General features: G+C 74.2%; 23 protein-coding genes. 11 read left to right on the top strand and 12 right to left on the bottom strand.

Going from position 1 to position 20,396, the window contains the following annotated elements; translation table 11 throughout:
* Nucleotide 1: 1 nt before the first annotated feature.
* The 4 genes from AB3388_RS02750 to AB3388_RS02735 all read left to right on the top strand — a co-directional run bounded on the left by AB3388_RS02750 (nucleotide 2) and on the right by AB3388_RS02735 (nucleotide 4,733).
* Complete coding sequence (locus AB3388_RS02750; RefSeq protein WP_495409221.1) at nucleotides 2-553, top strand: TetR/AcrR family transcriptional regulator; 552 nt, start codon at nucleotides 2-4, stop codon at nucleotides 551-553.
* Nucleotides 554-599: 46 nt separating this feature from the next.
* Complete coding sequence (locus AB3388_RS02745) at nucleotides 600-1,355, top strand: ABC transporter ATP-binding protein (RefSeq protein ID WP_495409220.1); 756 nt, start codon at nucleotides 600-602, stop codon at nucleotides 1,353-1,355.
* Between the two features lie 76 nt (nucleotides 1,356-1,431).
* On the top strand, nucleotides 1,432-2,097 hold the full coding sequence (locus tag AB3388_RS02740) for an ABC transporter ATP-binding protein (protein ID WP_495409219.1): 666 nt from the start codon (nucleotides 1,432-1,434) through the stop codon (nucleotides 2,095-2,097).
* On the top strand, nucleotides 2,094-4,733 hold the full coding sequence (locus AB3388_RS02735) for an FtsX-like permease family protein (RefSeq protein ID WP_495409218.1): 2,640 nt from the start codon (nucleotides 2,094-2,096) through the stop codon (nucleotides 4,731-4,733). The genes AB3388_RS02740 and AB3388_RS02735 overlap by 4 nt, the downstream gene beginning before the upstream one ends.
* A gap of 49 nt (nucleotides 4,734-4,782) precedes the next feature.
* Here AB3388_RS02735 and AB3388_RS02730 read toward each other — a convergent pair whose 3' ends face one another.
* Complete coding sequence (locus AB3388_RS02730) at nucleotides 4,783-5,610, bottom strand: acyl-CoA thioesterase (RefSeq protein ID WP_495409217.1); 828 nt, start codon at nucleotides 5,608-5,610, stop codon at nucleotides 4,783-4,785.
* 27 nt (nucleotides 5,611-5,637) lie between these two features.
* On the opposite strand from AB3388_RS02730, the gene AB3388_RS02725 reads away from it, so the two are divergent.
* Entirely contained in the window at nucleotides 5,638-6,609 is a 972-nt protein-coding gene (locus AB3388_RS02725) for an aldo/keto reductase (RefSeq protein WP_495409216.1), read from the top strand.
* A gap of 12 nt (nucleotides 6,610-6,621) precedes the next feature.
* On the opposite strand, the gene thpR is transcribed toward AB3388_RS02725, so the two are convergent.
* Together thpR and AB3388_RS02715 are read right to left on the bottom strand one after the other, a co-directional pair.
* A complete protein-coding gene (thpR, locus tag AB3388_RS02720) occupies nucleotides 6,622-7,167 on the bottom strand; it encodes an RNA 2',3'-cyclic phosphodiesterase (protein WP_495411431.1) in 546 nt (181 codons plus the stop codon).
* A 17-nt stretch (nucleotides 7,168-7,184) separates the two neighbouring features.
* Nucleotides 7,185-7,598: a hypothetical protein gene (locus AB3388_RS02715; protein ID WP_495409215.1), complete on the bottom strand. Its 414-nt coding sequence runs from the start codon at nucleotides 7,596-7,598 to the stop codon at nucleotides 7,185-7,187.
* Between the two features lie 115 nt (nucleotides 7,599-7,713).
* On the opposite strand from AB3388_RS02715, the gene AB3388_RS02710 reads away from it, so the two are divergent.
* Complete coding sequence (locus AB3388_RS02710; protein ID WP_495409214.1) at nucleotides 7,714-8,511, top strand: VOC family protein; 798 nt, start codon at nucleotides 7,714-7,716, stop codon at nucleotides 8,509-8,511.
* A 4-nt stretch (nucleotides 8,512-8,515) separates the two neighbouring features.
* On the opposite strand, the gene AB3388_RS02705 is transcribed toward AB3388_RS02710, so the two are convergent.
* The 3 genes from AB3388_RS02705 to AB3388_RS02695 are packed head-to-tail and all read right to left on the bottom strand — an operon-like array spanning nucleotide 8,516 to nucleotide 11,871.
* Nucleotides 8,516-9,859: an MFS transporter gene (locus AB3388_RS02705; RefSeq protein ID WP_495409213.1), complete on the bottom strand. Its 1,344-nt coding sequence runs from the start codon at nucleotides 9,857-9,859 to the stop codon at nucleotides 8,516-8,518.
* A 35-nt stretch (nucleotides 9,860-9,894) separates the two neighbouring features.
* Nucleotides 9,895-10,329 (bottom strand): MarR family winged helix-turn-helix transcriptional regulator, encoded by a 435-nt coding sequence (locus tag AB3388_RS02700; protein WP_495409212.1) that lies wholly within the window; start codon nucleotides 10,327-10,329, stop codon nucleotides 9,895-9,897.
* A gap of 15 nt (nucleotides 10,330-10,344) precedes the next feature.
* The gene (locus AB3388_RS02695) at nucleotides 10,345-11,871 is read right to left on the bottom strand and encodes an NCS2 family permease (protein ID WP_495409211.1); all 1,527 of its coding nucleotides are present in this window, start codon (nucleotides 11,869-11,871) and stop codon (nucleotides 10,345-10,347) included.
* A 102-nt stretch (nucleotides 11,872-11,973) separates the two neighbouring features.
* Between AB3388_RS02695 and AB3388_RS02690 the strand changes: the two genes are divergently transcribed.
* Entirely contained in the window at nucleotides 11,974-12,270 is a 297-nt protein-coding gene (locus tag AB3388_RS02690) for a DUF2530 domain-containing protein (protein WP_495409210.1), read from the top strand.
* Between the two features lie 65 nt (nucleotides 12,271-12,335).
* On the opposite strand, the gene AB3388_RS02685 is transcribed toward AB3388_RS02690, so the two are convergent.
* The gene (locus tag AB3388_RS02685; protein ID WP_495409209.1) at nucleotides 12,336-13,133 is read right to left on the bottom strand and encodes a DUF3027 domain-containing protein; all 798 of its coding nucleotides are present in this window, start codon (nucleotides 13,131-13,133) and stop codon (nucleotides 12,336-12,338) included.
* Between the two features lie 69 nt (nucleotides 13,134-13,202).
* Between AB3388_RS02685 and AB3388_RS02680 the strand changes: the two genes are divergently transcribed.
* On the top strand, nucleotides 13,203-14,762 hold the full coding sequence (locus tag AB3388_RS02680; RefSeq protein WP_495409208.1) for an MFS transporter: 1,560 nt from the start codon (nucleotides 13,203-13,205) through the stop codon (nucleotides 14,760-14,762).
* Complete coding sequence (locus tag AB3388_RS02675; protein ID WP_495409207.1) at nucleotides 14,753-15,244, top strand: DUF2771 family protein; 492 nt, start codon at nucleotides 14,753-14,755, stop codon at nucleotides 15,242-15,244. The genes AB3388_RS02680 and AB3388_RS02675 overlap by 10 nt, the downstream gene beginning before the upstream one ends.
* A 6-nt stretch (nucleotides 15,245-15,250) precedes the next feature.
* Here AB3388_RS02675 and AB3388_RS02670 read toward each other — a convergent pair whose 3' ends face one another.
* Nucleotides 15,251-15,646: a cold-shock protein gene (locus tag AB3388_RS02670; RefSeq protein ID WP_495409206.1), complete on the bottom strand. Its 396-nt coding sequence runs from the start codon at nucleotides 15,644-15,646 to the stop codon at nucleotides 15,251-15,253.
* Between the two features lie 405 nt (nucleotides 15,647-16,051).
* The gene (locus AB3388_RS02665) at nucleotides 16,052-16,621 is read right to left on the bottom strand and encodes a nucleotidyltransferase family protein (RefSeq protein WP_495409205.1); all 570 of its coding nucleotides are present in this window, start codon (nucleotides 16,619-16,621) and stop codon (nucleotides 16,052-16,054) included.
* Nucleotides 16,622-16,699: 78 nt separating this feature from the next.
* Here AB3388_RS02665 and AB3388_RS02660 point away from each other — a divergent pair, with 78 nt between their 5' ends.
* Nucleotides 16,700-17,467, top strand: coding sequence for an endonuclease/exonuclease/phosphatase family protein (locus tag AB3388_RS02660; protein WP_495409204.1), 768 nt, complete (start codon nucleotides 16,700-16,702; stop codon nucleotides 17,465-17,467).
* Nucleotides 17,468-17,504: 37 nt separating this feature from the next.
* The gene (locus tag AB3388_RS02655; protein WP_495409203.1) at nucleotides 17,505-17,816 is read left to right on the top strand and encodes a hypothetical protein; all 312 of its coding nucleotides are present in this window, start codon (nucleotides 17,505-17,507) and stop codon (nucleotides 17,814-17,816) included.
* A 50-nt stretch (nucleotides 17,817-17,866) separates the two neighbouring features.
* Here AB3388_RS02655 and AB3388_RS02650 read toward each other — a convergent pair whose 3' ends face one another.
* The 3 genes from AB3388_RS02650 to AB3388_RS02640 all read right to left on the bottom strand — a co-directional run bounded on the left by AB3388_RS02650 (nucleotide 17,867) and on the right by AB3388_RS02640 (nucleotide 20,376).
* Nucleotides 17,867-19,522 (bottom strand): AMP-binding protein, encoded by a 1,656-nt coding sequence (locus tag AB3388_RS02650; RefSeq protein WP_495409202.1) that lies wholly within the window; start codon nucleotides 19,520-19,522, stop codon nucleotides 17,867-17,869.
* A 2-nt stretch (nucleotides 19,523-19,524) separates the two neighbouring features.
* A complete protein-coding gene (locus tag AB3388_RS02645; RefSeq protein WP_495409201.1) occupies nucleotides 19,525-19,737 on the bottom strand; it encodes a hypothetical protein in 213 nt (70 codons plus the stop codon).
* Between the two features lie 108 nt (nucleotides 19,738-19,845).
* Complete coding sequence (locus AB3388_RS02640; protein WP_495409200.1) at nucleotides 19,846-20,376, bottom strand: hypothetical protein; 531 nt, start codon at nucleotides 20,374-20,376, stop codon at nucleotides 19,846-19,848.
* Nucleotides 20,377-20,396: the final 20 nt, after the last annotated feature.

The following is a 20,396-nucleotide window of genomic DNA, read 5'->3' as shown; positions in this document are numbered from 1 at the left end:
GGTGCTCGCCGCCGCCCGCGCCGCCTTCGCCGAGCGCGGCTTCGACGGTGCCACCATCCGCGGGATCGCGACCGCCGCCGGCGTCGACCCGGCGCTGGTGCACCACTACTTCGGCAACAAGGACCGGCTGTTCCTGGCCGCGGTGCAGGCGCCGGCCGATCCGGGCGAGCTCCTGCCCGAGGTCCTGGCCGGGGGCGAGGACGCGCTCGGCGAGAACCTGCTCCGCATGTTCCTGCGGCTCTGGGACGGGCCGATCCGCCCGGCCGGTCTGGCGCTCATCCGCTCGGCGGTCGGCAACCAGTGGACCGCCCGGCTGCTCCGCGAGTTCCTCGTCAGCCAGGTGCTGCGTCGCGTCGTCGGCACCCTCGACCTGCCGCAGGCCGAGCGGGACGCGCGCGGCGCCCTGGTCGCGTCGCAGCTGGTCGGCCTGGTCATGACCCGTTACGTGCTCGAGCTGGAGCCGATCGCCTCCGCGGAGCCCGCCGCCCTGGTCGAGGCGTACGCGCCGACGCTGCAGCGCTACCTCACCGGGGACGTCGCCCTCCCCGGGTGAGTGTCGTGTCCCGTCTGTGACCGCCAGCACCTAGAGTGCCGCCTCGATGACTGGTCAGGAAGGGTTCCGGTTCGCCGCTGACCCGCTGGCCGACCCCGTGTTCCGCACGCCCGGCACCGAACCGGCCGACGGCCCGGCGGCGGTCTGCAGGGACGTGGTCAAGACCTACCGGACGGCGACGGAGTCGGTGACCGCGCTGGACGGGGTCAGCCTGGCGATCCCGCGCGCGCGGGTGACCGTGGTGGTCGGCCCGTCGGGGTCGGGCAAGTCGTCGCTGCTGCGGCTGCTGGCCTGCGTCGACCGGCCGGACTCAGGCGAGGTGCGGGTGGCCGGCCGGCGGGTGGACACCCTGCGCGCGCGGGCCCGCCGCAAGCTCCGGCAGCAGCAGGTGGCCTACCTGTTCCAGCGGCCGGGCGAGAACCTGCTCCCCTACCTCGACGCCGTGGCGCAGGTGCGGCTGGCCGCGCAGCTACGCGGCGCCCGGGTGAGCGACGCCGCGGTGCACGAGCTGCTCGACCGGCTGGGGCTCGGCGCCCGGGCCGACCACCGGCCGGCGCAGCTCTCGGGCGGGGAGCAGCAGCGGCTGGCCGTGGCCTGCGGGGTGGTCGGCGACCCGGCCCTGGTGGTGGCCGACGAGCCGACCGCGGAGCTGGACACCGCGGCCGCCGAGCGGGTGCTCACCGCCATGGAGGACCTCACCGCCTCCGGCGTCGGGTTCGTGATCTCCTCGCACGACCCGCGGGTGATGGCGATCGCCGACGGCTTCGTCCGCCTCGACCACGGCCGGGTGGTGGAGGGATGAGCGAGCTTGCGAGCTCATCGACGGGCAGAGCAGCGGTGCCGCGACCGACAGCGACGAGCGCCAGCGAGGAGCTGTCATGAGCGGCTTCACCGGCGTCGCGCTGCGCAAGACGTTCACTCGCGGCACCGAGCCGGTGCACGCCCTCGACGGGGTCGACCTGCGGGTCGCCGCCGGGGAGCTGGTGGCGCTGGTCGGCCCGTCCGGATCGGGCAAGAGCACCCTGCTGGCGCTGCTGTGCGGGTGGGAGACCGCCGACTCCGGCACGCTGACCTACGCCGGGACACTGGCCGGGCGGCCACCGGCCACGCTGGGCTGGCCGGAGCTGGCCCTGGTGCCGCAGGCGCTCGGGCTGGTGCCCGACCTCTCGCTGGCCGACAACGTGCTGCTGCCGGCCCGGCTGCGCGGCGGCCTCGGCGACGTGACCGAGCGCGCCGGGCAGCTGCTCGCCGACTTCGGCCTCGGCCACCTCGCCGACCGCTATCCGCACCAGGCCTCCCTCGGCGAGCAGCAGCGGGTCGCCGTCGCCCGTGCGCTGCTGCTGCGCCCCGCCGTCCTGCTCGCCGACGAGCCGACCGCCCACCAGGACCGCGGCCACGCCGACGCCCTGCTCGACGCGCTCACCGCGCAGGCCCGGGCGGGCTCCGCGGTGCTCGTCGCCACGCACGACGAGATCGCCTGGTCGCACGCCGACCGCGTGCTCTCGATGCGCGACGGCCGGCTCACCGAGGGGGCGCCGGCATGAGGGGCTTGTGGCGGCTGCCCCCGTGGCGCCGCGCCCCGCTGCTCGGGCTGCGCTCCCCGGCCGCCGTCGTCGCCGTCCTGGTGACGACGGCGATCCTGGCCTGCGCGGTCGCCTCGGCCCCGCTGTTCCTCTCCTCCGCCCGCTCCGCCGCGCTGCAGGAACAGCTCGCCCCGCAGTGCGCCGAGGCCGGCTGGCCGCAGATCGGCACGGCCGTGGACCTGCCCGAGGCCATCGACCCGGCCGAGGTGCAGGACTTCATCGACGGCTACCGCCGGGCGTGGACCGGCCTGGGCTACCAGAGCGACCGGGTGCTGCTCGTGCAGCGGGCGATCGGCTCGGCCGGCAATCCGCAGCGCGGCATGATCGTCAACGACCCGGCCGGCGAGCGGATCACCCAGCCGGCCACCGTGATGTGGCGGCCGGACATCACCCGGCACGTCGAGGTCGTCGACTCCTCGGACACGGCCGGTGTCTGGCTGCCGGCCACCTACGCCGAGGACGCCCGCGCCTCGGTCGGCGACACGATCACCATGGGCGGCCGGCCCGTGGCGGTGGCCGGCATCTACACCGACCTCTTCGAGACCGATCCCGGGTCGTACTGGTGCGACTACGGCCGGCTCTACCTGAACCTGGCGTCGGCCAACACGCCCCCGCCCGCACTCGTGCTGGCCACCGACGAGGACACCTTCGCCCAGCTGGCCACGGCGGCCAGATCGGTCGAGGTGCGCGAGCAGATCCCGCTGGACGCCGGCACGCTGTCCTCGGCCGACGCCCGGCGCTGGGTGGACCGGCAGGAGCGCGCGCAGGCGGCCGCGCCCTTCCCCGACGTGGACTTCGCGCGGCTCAACGACAGCCTGCCGGAGGCGCTGGATCGCGCGGAGACGGTCGAGCGCGGGCTGCAGGGGCCGGTGCTGCCGGTGGCGATCGCGGGCGGGCTGCTGGCGCTGGTGCTGGTCGCCGCGGCCGGCAGCTTCTGGGCCGACCGCCGGGCCAACGAGGTCCGGCTGCTGGCCGCCCGCGGCGTGGGACCGGTCCCGCTGGCCGGCAAGGCCGCGCTGGAGCTGGCGCTGCCCGCGGTGGTGGGCACCGCGGTCGGCTGGGGCGTCTCCCGGCTGCTCATCGCGAGCCTGGGGCCGGCCGACGACCTCGACCCCGCGGCCACGACCACCGCCGTGTGGTCGGCGGTCGCCGCCTTCGTGGTCGGCCTGGCCTGCGCCGCGGCCGTGGCCGGGCTGCGCGCCCGCGGCACCGCCGAGCGGCCGCTGGGCGCGGCCCCCCGCTGGCCGGCGATGGTGCCCTGGGAGCTCGCCCTGCTGGTCGCCGCCGGCTGGTGCTGGGTGCTGCTGGAGAGCCGCGACGCGATCGTCGGCGATCACGGCGTCGCCCAGGTCAACGGGCTGCTCGTGGCCTTCCCGCTGCTCGGCATCGCCGGCGCCGCCGTCCTGCTCACCCGGCTGCTCACCCGCCTGCTGCCGGCGGTCCGGCGCCTCGCCGCCCGCCGCTCCCCCGCCGTGTTCCTGGCGGTCAACCGGCTGGCCGCGGCCCGCCTGGCGACGGCGACGCTGCTGGTCGCGGTCACCCTGCCGGTCGCCGTCCTCGGCTACACGGCGACGCTGACCTCGAGCAGCCAGCGGACGCTCGACGCGAAGGTCGGCGTGCAGGTCGGCGCCGAGCGGGCGGTGGTGACCGTCGCCCGGCTGTCGCGCGACGCGCGAACCGCGGCCGTCGGCACGGTGGTCGACCGCTACAAGGGCAGCGCCGCCGGCGCGGGCGGGGGCCGCGTCGAGGTGCAGGTGCTCGCCGTCGACCCGGCCACGTTCGCCGGCACCGCGTTCTGGGACGACAGCTTCGCCGAGGAGTCCCTCGACGACCTCGTCGCGGCGCTCTCCGGCCCCGAGGTCGACGGGCGGCTGCCGGTCGTCGCCGCCGGCCTGCCCGCCGGCGACCCCGGCCTGCGCCTCGGCAACCAGGAACTACCCGCCGACGTGGCCGCAACCGCCCGCGTGCTGCCCGGACGGCGGACCGCCGACCCGGTGGTGCTGGTCGCCGCCGACCGGCTGCCCGACATCCCCCGCAACGCCCACGCGGACCGGACGTCGGAGCTGTGGACCGACGTCCCGCGCGCGCAGGCGGTCGACGTGGCGACGGCGGCCGGCGCCACGGGGCCGCGGGTGATCGAGCCCGACGACGTCTTCACCACCGCCAACTTCCTCGGCATCACATGGACGTTCGGCTATCTGTCCGCGCTGGCCGTGTTCGTCGGCGTGATCGCGGTGGGCGGGCTGCTGCTCTACCTGGAGGCCCGCAGCCGCACCCGGGTCTCCGGCTACGTGATGGCCCGCCGGCTCGGGCTGTCGAAGGGCGCGCACCTGCGCTCGCTGGTCGTCGAGCTGGCCGGGGTGGCGCTCGCCGGCCTGGTGCTGGGCGCGGTGCTGGCCGCCGTCGCGGTCGCGGTCGTCTACCGGCGGCTGGACGTCGACCTGGTCCGCCCGCCGACGCCGCTGCTCGACGTCCCGTGGACCGCGGTCGGCTCCACCGCGCTGGCCGCCGTCGTGGTCGCCGTCCTGGCCGCCGCCTACGCCCAGCGCGCCGCCGACCGGGCCGACCCCGCCACAGTCCTCCGCGAGGACGCCTAGCGCGCTTTATCGCGACAAAGCACGCGTGCTTTGTCGCGATAAAGCGCACTCACCGGGGCAGGGGCGCGCGGGCGAGCTGACGGCTCTGGGCGACCAGCCGGCCGGTGGAGTCCCAGATCCGGTAGTCCTCGTCGAGCCAGCCGCCGGCGATCTCCCCCGCCCGCGCCTCGACCAGGCACCAGCCCGGTGCCGGCAGCGCTCGTACGAGCACCTGCAGCTGCACGGTCGGCGCCCACCCGAACTGGCCGATCCCCCAGCTGGTCGGGGGCAGCACGTCGGCGAACAGGATCAGCGCGAACGGATCGGGCGCGCCGCCGTCGGCCAGCCGCACCCACGCCCGCATGAGCGGCTCGCCGGACGGGCGGCCCACGGCCCAGCCCGCCGTCGCCGGGTCCATCCGCGTCTCCACCCGGTGGCGGATCCCGACCTCCGGCACGGGGTGCCCGCCGAGGTCCGCGCCCGCCTGGGCGACGAGGCAGTCCTCCGGGCCGGCGACGTCCGGCATCGGCGAGGAGTACACGGGGACGTCGTCGCCGAGGGTCGCCGTCGTCGCCTGGACGGCGAGCGTGGGCCCCTCGGCGGTCCCGAGGACGACGGAGGAGTGCGCCAGCGTGCGCCCGGCCGACCCCGGCGTGACCGTGAGCGTGGCGAGCCCCGGGCCGGTGGCGCGCAGGTAGCTCGCCGAGAGCGCGACCGGGTGCGGGTGCGGGCTGTCGAGCACCGCCGCGCGGGCGGCGACGGCGAGCAGGTAGCCGCCGTTGAGGATGCCGCCGCCGACGTCCCAGCCGGGGTCGAGGTCGGCGACCAGGCCACCGCCCTCGGCGCGGGTCACGGCGGTGGCGGCGTCGAAGTCGGGGCAGGAATCGGTCTGCGGCACGACGGCCAGGGTGCCAGGGTGATCGCCATGGAGTACACGCACCTCGGTCGCAGCGGCCTGTCGGTGTCCCGCCTGTGCCTGGGCACGATGAACTTCGGCTGGCAGACGCCCGAGGAGGAATCGCACGAGATCATGGATCGCGCGATCCAGGAGGGCATCAACTTCTTCGACACGGCCAACGTGTACGGCTTCTCCGAGGGCAAGGGCCGCACCGAGGAGGTCATCGGCACGTGGTTCGCCCAGGGCGGCGAGCGCCGGGAGAAGACGGTGCTGGCGACCAAGGTCTACGGCGGGATGTCGGACTGGCCCAACGACACCTTCCTCTCCGCCCGCAACATCGTCCGCGCCTGCGACGCCTCGCTGCGCCGGCTGCGGACCGACTGGATCGACCTCTACCAGTTCCACCACGTCGACCTGCGGACGCCGTGGGACGAGATCTGGCAGGCCTGCGAGACGCTGGTCGCCCAGGGCAAGGTGCTCTACGTCGGCTCCTCCAACCACGCCGGCTGGCAGCTCGCCGCGGCCAACGAGGCGGCGGCGCGGCGCAACTTCCAGGGCCTGGTCAGCGAGCAGTCCATCTACAACCTGCTCACCCGCCAGATCGAGCTGGAGGTGATCCCGGCGGCGGAGCACTACGGCGTCGGCATCATCCCGTGGAGCCCGCTGCACGGCGGCCTGCTCGCCGGCGCGCTGGAGCGCTCGGACGAGGGCAGCCGCCGCTACGAGGGCCGCGCCAAGCAGGACCTCGAGGACAACCGCCCGGCGCTGGAGCAGTACGAGACGCTGTGCCGGACCCTCGGCGAGAGCCCGGCGGACGTCGGCCTGGCCTGGCTGCTGCACCAGCCGGCCGTCACCGCCCCGATCGTGGGCCCGCGCACCATGGCGCAGCTGGAGGGCTCGCTGCACGCGCTCGACGTGACGCTGGACGCCGGGGCCCTCGAGCGGCTCGACGACATCTTCCCGGGCTACAAGCCGGCCCCCATGGAGTACGCCTGGTGAAGCCGGCGGCGCCTACGAGGCGATCGGCCAGGTGGCGACCGTCTCGTAGCGCGGCGTGGGGCCGAGGTGGCTGCGCAACAACAGCAGCTCGGGCACCGGCCAGTCCGGCCCCGCGTAGTCGGCGAGCCGATCGGTCAGCGCGCCGTCGGCCGGCCGCCCCGGGCGCCACCGGCCGATGGTGAGGTGGGCGCGGAAGGGCCGCTCCTCCACGGGCAGGCGCAGCGACCGGGCGGCGGCCGCCAGGCGCCCGGCCAGGTCGGTCAGCGGTCGCACGTCGCCCGTCAGCCCCGCCCAGGCGACCTGCGGACGGCGCCGGGATCCGAACCGCCCGCCCCCGGCCAGCCGCAGGGTCATCGCCGGGGTCGGCGCCACCGCCGGGCCCGCGGCCTCGATCAGCGGCGGCACGCGGTCGGCGGGCACGGTGCCCAGGAACAGCAGCGTCAGGTGCCAGCGGTCGGGGTCGGTCCAGCGGGGCTCACCGACCGCGCCGTGCAGCGGCCGCAGCGCCTCGGCCAGGTGCGCCCGGGCCTCCGGGGACGGGTCGACGGCGAAGAACAGCCGGGGATCGGCGGAGCTCAGCCGCGCACCACCAGACCGGCCCCCTCCAGGGCGGAGACCACCCGCAGGCGCTCGATGTCCCGCGGGATGCCGACAGGGGCGTCGGGCAGCGTGTGCGGGATCTCGAGCACCGCGGCCGCCTCCATGAGGACGGCGTCGTAGGCGCTCCACAGGGCCCGCCAGCGGACCAGCGGCGCCCCGGCCGGCACGAGGGCGAACTGACGGGAGAGCCGGCGCAGGTCGGCGGCGACGAGCTCGATGGGCCGGCCGGTCGGCGCGGGCGGCCGCTGCACGTGGTTGCCCCGCAGCACGAACCGGCGGCGGCGCGCGGCCCAGCGGCCGTGGAGCACGAAGCGGTCGAGCAGCGGCAGCTCGAACCAGAACATCGTGAGCAGGAGGAGGACCCCGAACGGCAGGAGAACGGCGGACATGCTCCCCTCCCGGTACGCAGGACGGCTGAGAAAGACGGTACCGCGCAGTGCGGCGGAACGGCGTCCGCGCAGGCGGGGATGGACATCGGCGGCTGATCGACGCTGAGATGCGCCCATGAGCCGACGCACCCGCCCGTGGCCGCCCGGCATGCCCTGCTGGGTGGACCTCACCGTGCCCGACGTCGCCGTCGCCCGGAGCTTCTACACCGCCGTCCTGGGCTGGACGCTCCAGGACACCGGCGAGGAGTTCGGCGGGTACGCCATCGCCCAGGTCGACGGCGCGGCCGCCGCGGGGATCGGCCCGCAGCAGCAGCCGGGTGCGCCGGCCGCCTGGACCCTCTACTTCGCCAGCGACGACGTCGACACGACGGCCGCCGCGATCACCGAGCACGGCGGCACGCTCCTCCTGCCGCCCGGCGACGTCGGTCCCCTGGGCCGGCTGTGCATCGCCGCCGACCCGTCCGGCGCCGTCTTCGGCGTCTGGCAGCACGGCGTGCACATCGGCGCGGGGGTCGTCAACGAGCCGGGCAGCGTCACCTGGGAGGACCTGCGCTCCACGGACCCGCAGGCGGCCAAGGCCTTCTACACGGCCGTGCTGGGCTGGACCACCCAGCCGTTCACGGCCGCCGGGCCCGACTACGACCTGTTCCACCTGCCCGGGGACGACGCCCCGATGGGCGGCGTCGGCGGGATGATGGGGGCGCCGGAGGGCACGCCGTCGCACTGGGTCGTCTACTTCGCGGTCGCCGACACCGACGCCGCGGTCGCCGCGGTCACCGCGAACGGCGGCACCGTGCTGATGAGCCCGATCGACACGTCCTTCGGCCGGATGGCCGCCGCGCGGGACCCGGCCGGGGCCGCGTTCTGGCTCGCCCAGACCGACGGGTCCGACCAGCCCGACCGCGGGGACTGATCGGTCAGCCGCCGGCGGCCCGGGCGCCGGGAGCCGACCCGGCCGCCGCCTCCTCGGCCGCCCGCAGCGACGCCGACGGCACCGCCGCCGCGACCGGCCGGCTCACGTGCAGCGCCAGCCGCGGCGGGGCGACGTGCGCCTCCAGCCGGACCCGCCGTCCCCGGGCCAGGTACAGCCCGGCGCCGCACCCGGCGACGACGACGAGGGCCCCGCCGAGCAGCAGCCCCCACGGCGCACCCAGGTGCTCGGAGACCCAGCCGATCAACGGGGCGCCCAGGGGGGTGCCGCCCATGAAGCACATGAAGTACAGGGCCATGACCCGGCCGCGCATCTGCGGGTCGGCGCCCAGCTGCACGTAGCTGTTCGCGGCGACGCTCAAGACCAGCGCGGACGCACCGGTGGGCACGAGCAGCACGGCGAACGAGGCGTAGGTCGGCATGAGGCCGGAGACGACCGTGAGCAGGCCGAAGACGATCGAGGAGATCACCAGGAAGCGCTGCCTCGGTCGCGCGCTTCGCCGGGTGGAGAGCAGCGCCCCGGACAGCGACCCGACGGCGAACGCGGTGGACAGCAGGCCGAAGTCCTGGGCGCCGAGCCCGAACTGCTCGCGGGCCATGAGCGCGATGGTGACCTGGTAGTTGAAGCCGAAGGTGCCGACGAGGAACACCAGCGCCATCGCCAGCACCAGGTCGCGGTGGGCCACGGTGTAGCGCACCCCCTCGCGCAGCTGGCCCTTCCTCCGGCCGACCGGCGCGCTGCGGCGCAGCTCCCCGGCCCGCATGCCGGCCAGCGCCGCGATCGTGAACGCGAAGCTGGCCGCGTTGACGAAGAACGCCGGGGCCGTGTTGCCCGACGAGGCGCCGATCACCAGACCGGCGACCGCCGGCCCGACCAGCCGGGCGCCGTTGAAGATCGTCGAGTTGAGGCTGACCGCGTTGGGCAGCAGCTCCGGGCCGACCATCTCCGACACGAACGCCTGGCGGACCGGCGCGTCGATCGCCGACACCGCGCCGAGCAGGCCGGCGAGCACGAAGACGTGCCACAGCGCGATGCCGCCGGTGGCCACCAGCAGGCCGAGCACCAGCGCGAGCACGCCCATGAGGAACTGCGTCACGAGCAGCACGCGGCGCTTGTCGTACCGGTCGCCGAGCACCCCGCCGTAGGCGGACAGCAGGAGCGAGGGGCCGAACTGCAGGGCGGTGATCAGGCCGAGCGCGATGCCGCTGTCGCCGGAGAGCTGCAGCACCAGCCAGTCCTGGCCGATGCGCTGCATCCAGGTACCGGTGTTGCTGACCAGGTTCGCCGAGGCGTACAGCCGGAAGTTGCGCACCCGGAGCGAGCGGAACACGCCGCCACCCGGCGCTCGGTCAGCGCTCGTCTACCTCACCCACTGGCCAGCTTGTCCATGATCACGGCCGCCTCGCGCAGCACCGTCCGCTCCTCCGCGGTCAGCTGCTGCAGCTGCCCCGACAGCCAGGCCTCGCGCGCCCGCGCCTCGCCCGCCAGCAGCTCGTCGGCCGCCGGCGTGAGCCCGATGACGACCTGCCGGCCGTCGGTCGGGTGCGGGGTGCGGGTGACCAGCCCCATACCCTCCAGCGCCACCACGACACGGGTCATGGACGGCGGCTGGACCCGCTCCTGCGCCGCCAGCTCGCCCGGGCTCATCGGCCCGTGCCGCTTCAGCGTCGAGAGCGCGGCCAGGTGGGTGAGGGTCACCGAGGTGTCGACCCGCTGGTTGCGCAGCCTGCGGGAGAGCCGCATGACGGCCAGGCGCAGGTCGTGAGCCAGCGCCGCGGTATCCAGCGTCGTCCGGCTCACGATCCTTAGCCTAACTCAGAAAATCTGCTGCAACGGCTCCAGCGCGAAGTAGATGACGAAGAGCACCGCGATCAGCCACATCAGCGGGTGGACGTCGCGCCGCCGGCCGGTGACCGAGCGCAGCAGCACGAAGCTGATGACGCCGGCGCCGATGCCGTTGGTGATCGAGTAGGTGAACGGCATCAGCGCGATCGTCAGGAACGCCGGGATCACCAGCGACAGGTCGTCCCAGACGAGGTGGCGGACCTGGGTGATCATCAGCGCGCCGACGATGACCAGCGCGGGCGCGGCGGCCTCCGACGGCACGATCTGCACCAGCGGGCTGAAGAACATCGCGACGAGGAACAGCACGCCGGTGACGACGCTGGCCAGGCCGGTGCGCGCGCCGTCGGCGACGCCGGACGCGCTCTCGATGTAGGTCGTGTTCGACGAGACGCTGGCCGCACCGCCGGCCGCGGCGGCGAGGGAGTCGATCAGCAGCACCGGCTGCGACTTCGGCAGGTTGCGGTCCTCGTCGAGCAGGTCGCCCTCGGCCCCGACGGCGGTGACCGTGCCGACGGTGTCGAAGAAGTCCGCGATCATGATCGAGAAGACGATGAGCAGGGCGGCGATGATGCCGATCCGCTCGAACCCGCCGAACAGCGAGAAGTTCCCGACGATCGACAGGTCCGGCGAGCTGACCACGTCGGAGGGCAGGGTCGGCACCTGCAGCGCCCAGCCGTGCGGGTTGGACCCATCGGGAGTGCGTGCGCCGATGTCGGCGATCGCCTCGACGACGATCGCCAGGATCGTCGTGACGACGATGCCGATCAGCAGCGCGCCCTTGACCCGGCGGACGACGAGCACGCTCATGAGCAGCAGGCCGACGATGAACACCAGCAGCGGCCAGCCGGCGAGCTGGCCGTTGACGCCGAAGCTGATCAGCGGGGTGCCCGGGCGGATCACGCCGGCGTCGGCCAGGCCGATGATCGTGAGGAAGAAGCCGATGCCGACCGCGATCGCGGTCTTCAGCTGCGGCGGGATCGCCTCGAACACGGCCTTCCGGAAGCCGGTGAGCACGAGCACCGTGATGAGCAGGCCCTCGAGGACGACCAGGCCCATGATCTCGGGCCAGGAGAGCTGGGTGGCCGCGTAGACGGCGACGATCGCGTTGATGCCGAGACCGGTGGCCAGCGCGAACGGGTAGCGGCCGACGACGCCCATGAGGATCGTCATCACGCCGGCGACCAGCGCGGTCACCGCGGCGACCGCCGGGAACGGCAGCGTGTTCCCGTCGATGTCGGCGCCGGACAGGATGATCGGGTTGAGCACCACGATGTAGGCCATCGTGAAGAAGGTGGTCAGCCCGCCGCGCGCCTCCCGGCCGACGGTGGAGCGCCGAGCCGTGATGCTGAAGTAGCGGTCCAGCCCGTTCTTGGGCCGGGCCCGGGGGCCTTCGCTGCGCCGAGGTGACTGCGGCGGGGCGTCCACCACATCGGCCGGGGTCCCGGTGTCGGCACCCGACGCGCGGACCTCCGTGGTGCGACGGGACTTCTCGGACATGACGGCGACTCCTGGGCGGCGGGGATCGAGCGGCGACAGCGTGCCACACCCTGGTTTCAGGCATGTGCGCTGGTGACCGAGCTGAGATCTAGGGTTTCCCACGTGCCCCGCCGTCCTCAGCAGCATGGTCCACAGCCGCGCGTCCCGCAGAAGCAGGCCCCGCCGCCGCTTCAGGTCGACACCGTCCGTGTCGTCCTGGCCGGGACGGCGCTGTGGTCGGTCGCCCTCGTCGTCCTGCTGCTGCTCGGCGACCGGGTGGACCCGCTGTGGACCTGGACCTGCGTCGCCGGCATCGGCCTCGCCGGCATCGGCCTGGCCATCATGCGGGCACAAGGGCAATTGCATCGTCGTCCTACCGGTCGACAACCGCGGCCAGGTGCCGTCCCCCCGACCAGCTGAGCCGCTGCTGCCGCGTCCCTCCTCGGGCCCCTCCGGGCCCCGCTCGTCGGTCGCAGCCGACGATGTCAGAGCACGTCGAAGTCGGCGGTGTCGTAGCGCGCCGACGTCACGACCTCGGTGGCGTCCTCCGCGACGAGGGTGGCCTGGCTGTGCGCGCCGCAGCCGTAGTCGACGGTGACCACGCGGCCGTCGGCCGGTGAGTAGGCGTTGCCGCAGGCGCCGAGGCGGCCGCGCAGCGAGCCCGCGAGGGGCAGCCAGAAGCCGCAGGTGCCGCAGGGGCCGGGGGCGTGCCGGGCCATGGCCGCGCGCGGCCCGAAGTCGCCGGCCGCCCAGCGGCCCGCAGCCTCGTTGCGGCCCTCGGCGGACATGACCCGCTCCCGGCCCAGACCGAGCTCGGCGGCCACGGCCTGCGCCTCGGGGTCCCGGGCGGCGTCGTCCTCGACCGCGTAGCTGGGCACCAGGCGCGGATCGTCCTCGGTGGAGGGCAGCACGTCACCGACGGAGAGGTCACCCGGGCGCAGCCGCTCGTGCCACGGCACCCAGGCGGGGGCGAGCAGCGCCTGCTCGCCCGGCAGGAGGACGACCTCGTCCACCGTCACCTCGTCGGCGCCGGGGACCCGGGCCAGCGTGACCGCCCAGTGCCAGCCCGTGTAGCCGGCCAGCCGGCTGGCGAAGCTGTGCGTGACCACCTCGCCCAGCGCCGCCGGCAGGTGCTCCCCGGTCGGCTCGCGGACGGCGCCGAGGTGCTCGCCGACCAGGTCCGGATCACCGGCGGTCTCGGCCGCCGTGGCACGGGCCTGCTCGACGGCGACCAGCAGCAGGTCACCGGATGCGACGTCGGCGGGCGGGAAGGAGTCGGGCACGCACCCATTGTCCCTGACGCGGCAACGACCTCGGCGCCCGCGCCCAGTTTCGTGGGGCACGATGGACCGGTGTCCGCTGATCGTTCTCCTGGTGCGCGCCGGCGGTCCGGCCTGCGCCGCCGCCCGGAGGACGAGCAGACCGGGCACATGGACACGACCCCGCTGCCGCTGCCGCAGTGGGCCGCCCAGCAGGGGCCGCCATCCGGCGGGTACCCCGGGAACGGTCAGGGCGGTTACGCCGCCACCGTGCCGGACGCCGCACCGCCGCCCCCACCTCCGCCGCGGGCGACCGTCACCCGTGTCGCCGCGGCCCGCACCCGCGAGCTGACCGGCGCGGCGGTCCGCCGCGTGCAGGCCGCCGGCCGGGCCGACGGCGCGGCCGAGAGCGGGCTCACCCAGCTGCTGTGGCTCAACGCCGTGCACATGGCCGGCGACGCGATGATCGCCGTCTCGCTGGCCGGCACCCTGTTCTTCGCCGCGGCCACCGACGCCCAGCGCGGCAACGTCGCCCTCTACCTGCTCGTGACGATGGCGCCGTTCGCCGTCCTGGCCCCGGTGATCGGCCCGGTGCTGGACCGGCTGCAGACCGGCCGGCGCTGGGCGCTCGCGGCCAGCACCATCGGGCGGGCCGTGCTGGCGCTGGTGATGGCGCGGCACTTCGACGACATCTGGCTGTACCCGGCCGCGCTCGGCGTCCTGGTGCTGTCCAAGGCGCACAACGTGCTGCGCGCGGCCGTGGTCCCGCGGGTGCTGCCCGCGGCCATGTCGCTGACGTCGGCGAACGCGCGGCAGTCGGTCTTCGGGCTGCTGACCGCGGGGGTGTTCGGCGGTCTGGGGGCCGGGATCGCCAAGCTCTTCGGCTTCGAGGTGGAGCTGTGGGCCACCGCGCTGGTCTTCGCGGTCGGCGGCGTGCTCGCCGTCCGCCTGCCCAAGCACGTCGACGTCCCCACCGGGGAGCTGCCGGCCGACGTCCTGACCACCGCTCCCCTGCCGGCCGGGCGGCGCCGCCGCCGGGTCAGCGCCACCGTCGTCCTGGGCCTGCGCGCGAACGCCGCGCTGCGCGGGCTGGGCGGGTTCCTGACGATCTTCTCGGCCTTCCTCGTCGAGGAGACGGTCGAGGGCGGCTGGCCGGCCACGCTCGCGCTCGGCGGCATCGCGGCGGCGGCCGGGATCGGCAGCGTCCTCGGCACGGGGATCGGCAGCCGGCTGCACGCGGTGAGCCCAGACCGGCTGGTGCTGATCTCCGCGGGCGCTGCGGCGGTGATCACGGTCGTCGCCGCGATCTTCTTCAGCCTGCCCATGGCCGCGCTGGTCGCGGGCGTCGCCGCGGTCACCAACGCCCTGGGCAAGGTCGCGCTCGACGCGATCATCCAGCGCGACGTCCCCGAGTCGCTGCGGGCGTCGGCCTTCGCCCGGTCGGAGACCTGGCTGCAGCTGGCGTGGGTGGCCGGCGGCGCGATCGGCATCGCGCTGCCGGCGATCGGCTGGCTCGGCTTCACCGTCGCCGCGGCGCTGCTGGTCCTCGCCGTCGGCCTGATGGTGTGGAGCCTCTACCGCGGGCGCAGCGGCCGGCCCGCTGAGGTCCGCCCGGACGCGCCGACCACGCCGCTGGACGAGCAGTGGGGCTGAGCCGCGCGACGGCTGCGGGCACGGTGCTCCTCGCGGTCCTGACCGGGTGCGGCCGCGATGCGCCGGCCGGGCCGCCCGACGTCACCGTGGACGTCAGCGGCCAGACCGTCGACCTGCGGCCCACGCAGTACTGTCTCGACGGCACCGGGCAGCGCTACGACGTCTCGCCGCCGATCATCGAGGTCTCCCCCGACACCACCATCACCCTCACCGTGCCCGACGAGCTCGCCGAGCGGGGCTGGAGCGTGCAGGTCTTCGACGAGAAGCTGGACCAGAAGCTCGGCGAGGTGGACGTCGACGAGGGCCAGGCGGTGTTCGACGAGATCAACTCGTCCGACGTCGTCCCCCCGGCGTTCTACCTGGTGGTCGTGGAGGACAAGGGCGGCGACTGCGGCCTGTTCACCGGCGCCTGGCCGGTCGGCTTCATCCGCGCCGGCGGCGAGGCCAGCGGCAGCACGACGCCGAGCCCGCCGGCCGGCTGACCGCCGTCAGTTCTCCAGGTCGGTGGCGACCGCCCGGAGCACCGCGGCGACCTTGCGCGACTCGGCGCGGTCGGGGTGCCGGCCCCGGCGCAGGCTGTTCGAGACGTCGTCGAGCAGCTTGATCAGGTCCTCGATGATCGGGACGAGCTCGTCGGGCTTCTTGCGGGACGCCGCCGCGTGCGTGGCCGCGACCGACGGCAGCGGGTCGAGCACCCGCACCTGCAGCGCCTGGTCGCCCCGCCGCCCGGCGACGATGCCGAACTCGACCCGCTGGCCGGGCTTGAGCTCGGTGGTGCCCGCGGGCAGGGCGTCCTTGTGCACGAAGACGTCCGGACCGTCCTCGCGGGACAGGAAGCCGAACCCCTTCTCCGGGTTGAACCACTTGACTCTGCCGGTGGGCACGTTGGATCCCTCAGTTCTCGGGGCGGTCCGGCGCTCGGCCGGAGGACGGCGCGGCGCGCCGGCCGCTCGCTCACAGGTTAGTCGCCGCCCCCGCCGCCCGGACCGAACCAGCGCCCGCCGACCTCACCCCGCGGTGAGTTCGGCGCCGACGAGTCCTGCGGTGTGGGGACGCGGCTCCAGGGGCCGAACTCGCGTCCCGGGGGTCCTGCAGGACCCCCGGAGGGCGAACTCGACCCCGGGAGCGGCGGACGAGTGCGGGGGATCGCATCCCGCCGCTGCGGACCGAGAGGTCTTGCGGCGCCTCGCACGCTCCTGCGGTCAGGCATCGCGGCAGAAGGGTGCAGAACACCGCAAGAGCCGGCGTCGAGGACTTCCGGAGGCGCCCCCGGGATCGGCGGGGAACCCTCAGCAGCCGGTGGCGGCCGGCTCGATGACGCCCAGCCGCTCGATGAGGATCAGGAAGACCGCGGCGAAGTCGTTCCCGGCCACCTCGCGGCGCACCCGCTCCCAGTCCACCTGCTCCCGCATGGCGCGGGCGACCGGGATGATCCGGCCGAAGTCGCAGTAGTGCTCCTCGAGGGCGAGCAGCTTGGTGACGACGATGTCCGTCGCCTCGAGCACCGGCATCTGCACCGACAGCACCGACAACGTCTCGGCGCGGTCGATGAGCTCGTTCTCGACCGGGTGGCCGCAGGTCCGCCAGATGACGTCGACGAAGGACCGCTCGCCGACGACCTTGGTGAGCCAGTCCTCGGCCGGGGGGACGACGTTCAGCCCCGCGTCGCCCAGCGCCTTCGTGGCCCGCTCCGCGTCCTCCTCGGCCACCAGGAAGTCGGCGTCGTGGTCGGGTTCGGGCGCACCGCGGACCCAGGCCGCGTAGCCACCGCACAGGGCGAAGGGCACTCCTTCCTGCTTGAGCGCGACGGCCGTTCGCTTGAGAAGGTCGCGGATCTCGTCCCGCTCCGATGGCTCCACGAACACCTGCTACCCCCGGCGGCTCGGCGGACGAACCTCGGGCGGTAGATCGCGTCCGGTCGGGGCACAGGAGGCGACGTGCGCATCGCGACCTTCAACATCCTGCACGGGCGCTCGCTGGACGACGGGCTGGTCGACTGCGACCGGCTCGCCGACGCGGTCAAGCAGATCGACGCCGACGTCCTCGGGCTGCAGGAGGTCGACCGCGACCAGCCGCGCTCCATGAACGCCGACCTCACCGCGGTGGCCGCCGAGGCGATGGGCGCCGTCGACTCGCAGTTCGTCGCGGCGCTGTCCGGGACGCCGGGCGGCACCTGGATGGCCGCGACCGGCGACGAGCAGCCCGGCTCGGCCAGCTACGGCATCGCGCTGCTGTCCCGCCTCCCGGTGGTGTCCTGGCGGGTGGTGCGGCTGCCGGCGCTGCGGGCGCGCGTGCCGATGTGGTTCAAGGGACGACGGCGGCCGATCATCGTCAGCGACGAGCCCCGGGTGGCGGTGGCCGCGGTGCTGGAGGGCCCCGACGGGCAGTTCACCGTGGCCAACACCCACCTGTCGTTCATGCCGGCCTGGAACGCGCTGCAGCTGCGCCGGCTGGTGCGCTCCCTCGCCGGCACGATCGAGCCGCTCGTGGTGATGGGCGACCTCAACATGGAGCCACGGCAGGCGACCCGGATCAGCGGCCTGCGATCGATCGCGGCTGCGGACACCTTCCCGCTCGACGAACCGCGCCGGCAGCTCGACCACGTGCTCGTCCGCGGACGGCTGCGGGCCACCGGCCCCGCCACCGCCCTGCGCCTGCCGCTGTCGGACCACCGCGCCCTCGTCGTCCCCGCGGCGGCCTCCTGAGCTGCGCCGACGCGCGCCCCGGGAGATCATGACCCGCATGGCGCGATGGTTCAGCCTGGCAGCCGCCGCGGTCCGCCTCGTCGGCGCGATCGTCGGCGCGGTGATCCTCGTCTACGCGGTCTTCGTGCTGTTCGAGGCGAACCCGGGCAACCCGCTGGTGGAGTTCACGCGGTCCTGGCGGGAGAACCTCGGCTGGTTCACCCTCGGCCTGTTCTCGACGGACACCCCGAAGATCGGCGAGGCGATCAACGCCGCGCTGGCCGCGCTGATCTACGTCGTCCTCGGCAGCCTGGTCTCGAAGCTGATCGTGCGCCTGTCCCCCGCCCCGAGGGCCACGACCCGGTCCTGACGCGCTTCATCGCGATGAAGCACGCGTGCTTCATCGCGATAAAGCGCCCTTCAGGCGTTCCGGACGGCGGCGGCGGACTGCAGGCCCAGCTCGTCCACCGACACCTGGCGCATCTCGACCTTGCGGATCTTGCCGGTGACCGTCATCGGGAACTCGTCGACGATCTTGACGTACCGCGGGATCTTGTAGTGGGCCAGCTTGCCGGTGCAGAACTCGCGCAGGCTCTCGGCGGTGAGCGGCTCGGCGCCCGGCCGCAGCCGCACCCAGGCCATGAGCTCCTCGCCGAAGCGCTCGTCGGGGACGCCGATGACCTGCGCGTCGACGATGTCGGGGTGGGTGTAGAGGAACTCCTCGATCTCCCGCGGGTACACGTTCTCCCCGCCGCGGATGACCATGTCCTTGATCCGGCCGACGATGTTCAGGTAGCCCTCGGCGTCCATGACCGCGAGGTCGCCGGTGTGCATCCAGCGCGCCCGGTCGATGACCTCGGCGGTCTTCTCGGGCTCGTTCCAGTAGCCGAGCATCACCGAGTAGCCGCGGGTGCAGAACTCGCCGGTCTCCCCGCGCGGGACGGTCAGCCCGGTCTCCGGGTCGACGACCTTCACCTCCAGGTGCGGGTGCACCCGCCCGACGGTCGAGGTGCGCCGGTCGAGGTCGTCGTCCGCCCCGGTCTGCGTGGAGACCGGCGACGTCTCGGTCATCCCGTAGCAGATGGTCACCTCCTCCATGTGCATCTCGGCGACCACCCGCTTCATCACCTCCACCGGGCACGGCGAGCCGGCCATGATCCCGGTCCGCAGCGACGAGAGGTCGTAGTCGCCGAAGGTGGGCAGGCCCAGCTCGGCGATGAACATCGTGGGGACGCCGTACAGCGAGGTGCACCGCTCGTCCTGCACCGCCTGCAGGGTCGCGGCCGGGTCGAAGCCGGGCGCCGGGATGACCGCGGTGGCCCCGTGCGAGGTGCACGCGAGGTTGCCCATGCCCATGCCGAAGCAGTGGTAGTAGGGCACCGGGATGCAGACCCGGTCGGCCTCGGTGTAGCCGCAGCCCTCACCCACGAAGAAGCCGTTGTTGAGCAGGTTGTGGTGCGTGAGCGTGGCGCCCTTCGGGAAGCCCGTCGTCCCCGAGGTGTACTGGATGTTGATCGGGTCGTCGGCCGACAGTTGCGTCTCGCGCTTGACCAGCAGCCCACGGTCGCCGGTGCGGCCGAGGGCCATCATCCGTTCCCACTCGGGGTCGCCGATGAAGAGCACCTCGCGCAGCTCCGGGCAGTCGCCGCGGACCTCGGCCACCATCGCGCGGTAGTTGCTGGTTTTGAACGACGGCGCGCTGACCAGCACCGAGATGCCCGCCTGCTTGAGCACGTAGGCCAGCTCGTGCGTGCGGTAGGCCGGGTTGATGTTGACCAGGATCGCGCCGAGCTTGGCCGTGCCGTACTGCACGAACGCCCACTCCGCGCAGTTGGGCGCCCAGATGCCCACCCGGTCACCCTTGTGCACGCCGAGGGCGTCCAGGCCGAGGGCACAGGCGTCGACCTCGTCGATCAGCTGCGGATACGTCCAGCGCCGCCCGGTGGCGCACTCGACCAGCGCCTCGTGGTCCCCCACCCGCGCTGCCGTCCGGTCCAGGTTGGCCCCGATCGTGTCCCCGAGCAGGGGAACCGTGGAGGTCCCGCTCGAGTAGGACGGCAACGCGGGTGCGGTCATGGTTACTCCCCTGCCATCAGTCCGGCGCGGTTGGGCTTGTCGGTCGGGTGCGCGTAGCGAAGCCGGTCGACCGGGATCGGAAAGGCGTGGTCCTCGCCGAACGGGGACAGCGGCCCCGCCGGCTCCGCGGTGAACTCGCTGACCGGCGGCCCGCCGGCCTCGTTGCGGCCCCAGGTGGGCTCGACCAGGTGCGGGTTCTTCGCCTTCTTCGCCATGTCGCCTCCGTGTGTCCGGCGCACCGAGCCGGTGCGCGCTCGGACACCATCTTCCCGCGCAGCGCACCACAACTGCAGGAGGACCGGTAGTCCCCTGCAACGTGGGTGTCACCTTCGGCGCGGAACCGTCCGGGCGCCGACCAGCGTGCCCAGTCCGTCGGCGGTGAGCACCCACTGGGTGCGGCCCACCGGCGCGGCGAGGATCTCCGCGCCGTCGAGCCGCTGGATCGCGCGGGTCCGCCAGATCGCGGTGCTCAGCAGCCGCAGCCGGACCTGTTCGTCGTCCGGGTCGAGCTCGTCGTAGCCCTCGGGCTCGAAGGCGACGATCGCCGGACCGGCGATGCGCAGCCGGCCGGTCCGCCAGGTCGTGCCGGTCAGCGCCCGCCGCCAGCGGGTGGTGCGCACCAGCGCGCCGGTCCCGGCGATCATCGCCGCGATCCCGAACAGGACGAGCGCGAGAACGGCGAACCCGAGGATCGAGTAGCTGCGGCCGGTGTTGTGCGCGACGGCGACGGTCGCGGTGCCGAGCACGACGCCGAGGACGACGGCCATGACGCCGCCGCCCAGCCACCGCAGGGCGCCGGCCTGGTGGGCGGCCAGCGCCGACGCGGTCTGCGGGTCCTCCGCGGCCGATCGCACCCCTCCATGCTGGCGCACGT

Source organism: Geodermatophilus sp. SMS 5-13 (assembly GCF_059428245.1).
Note: the sequence above shows the minus strand (reverse complement) of the source record. Positions and strands in the feature narration are given on the sequence as shown.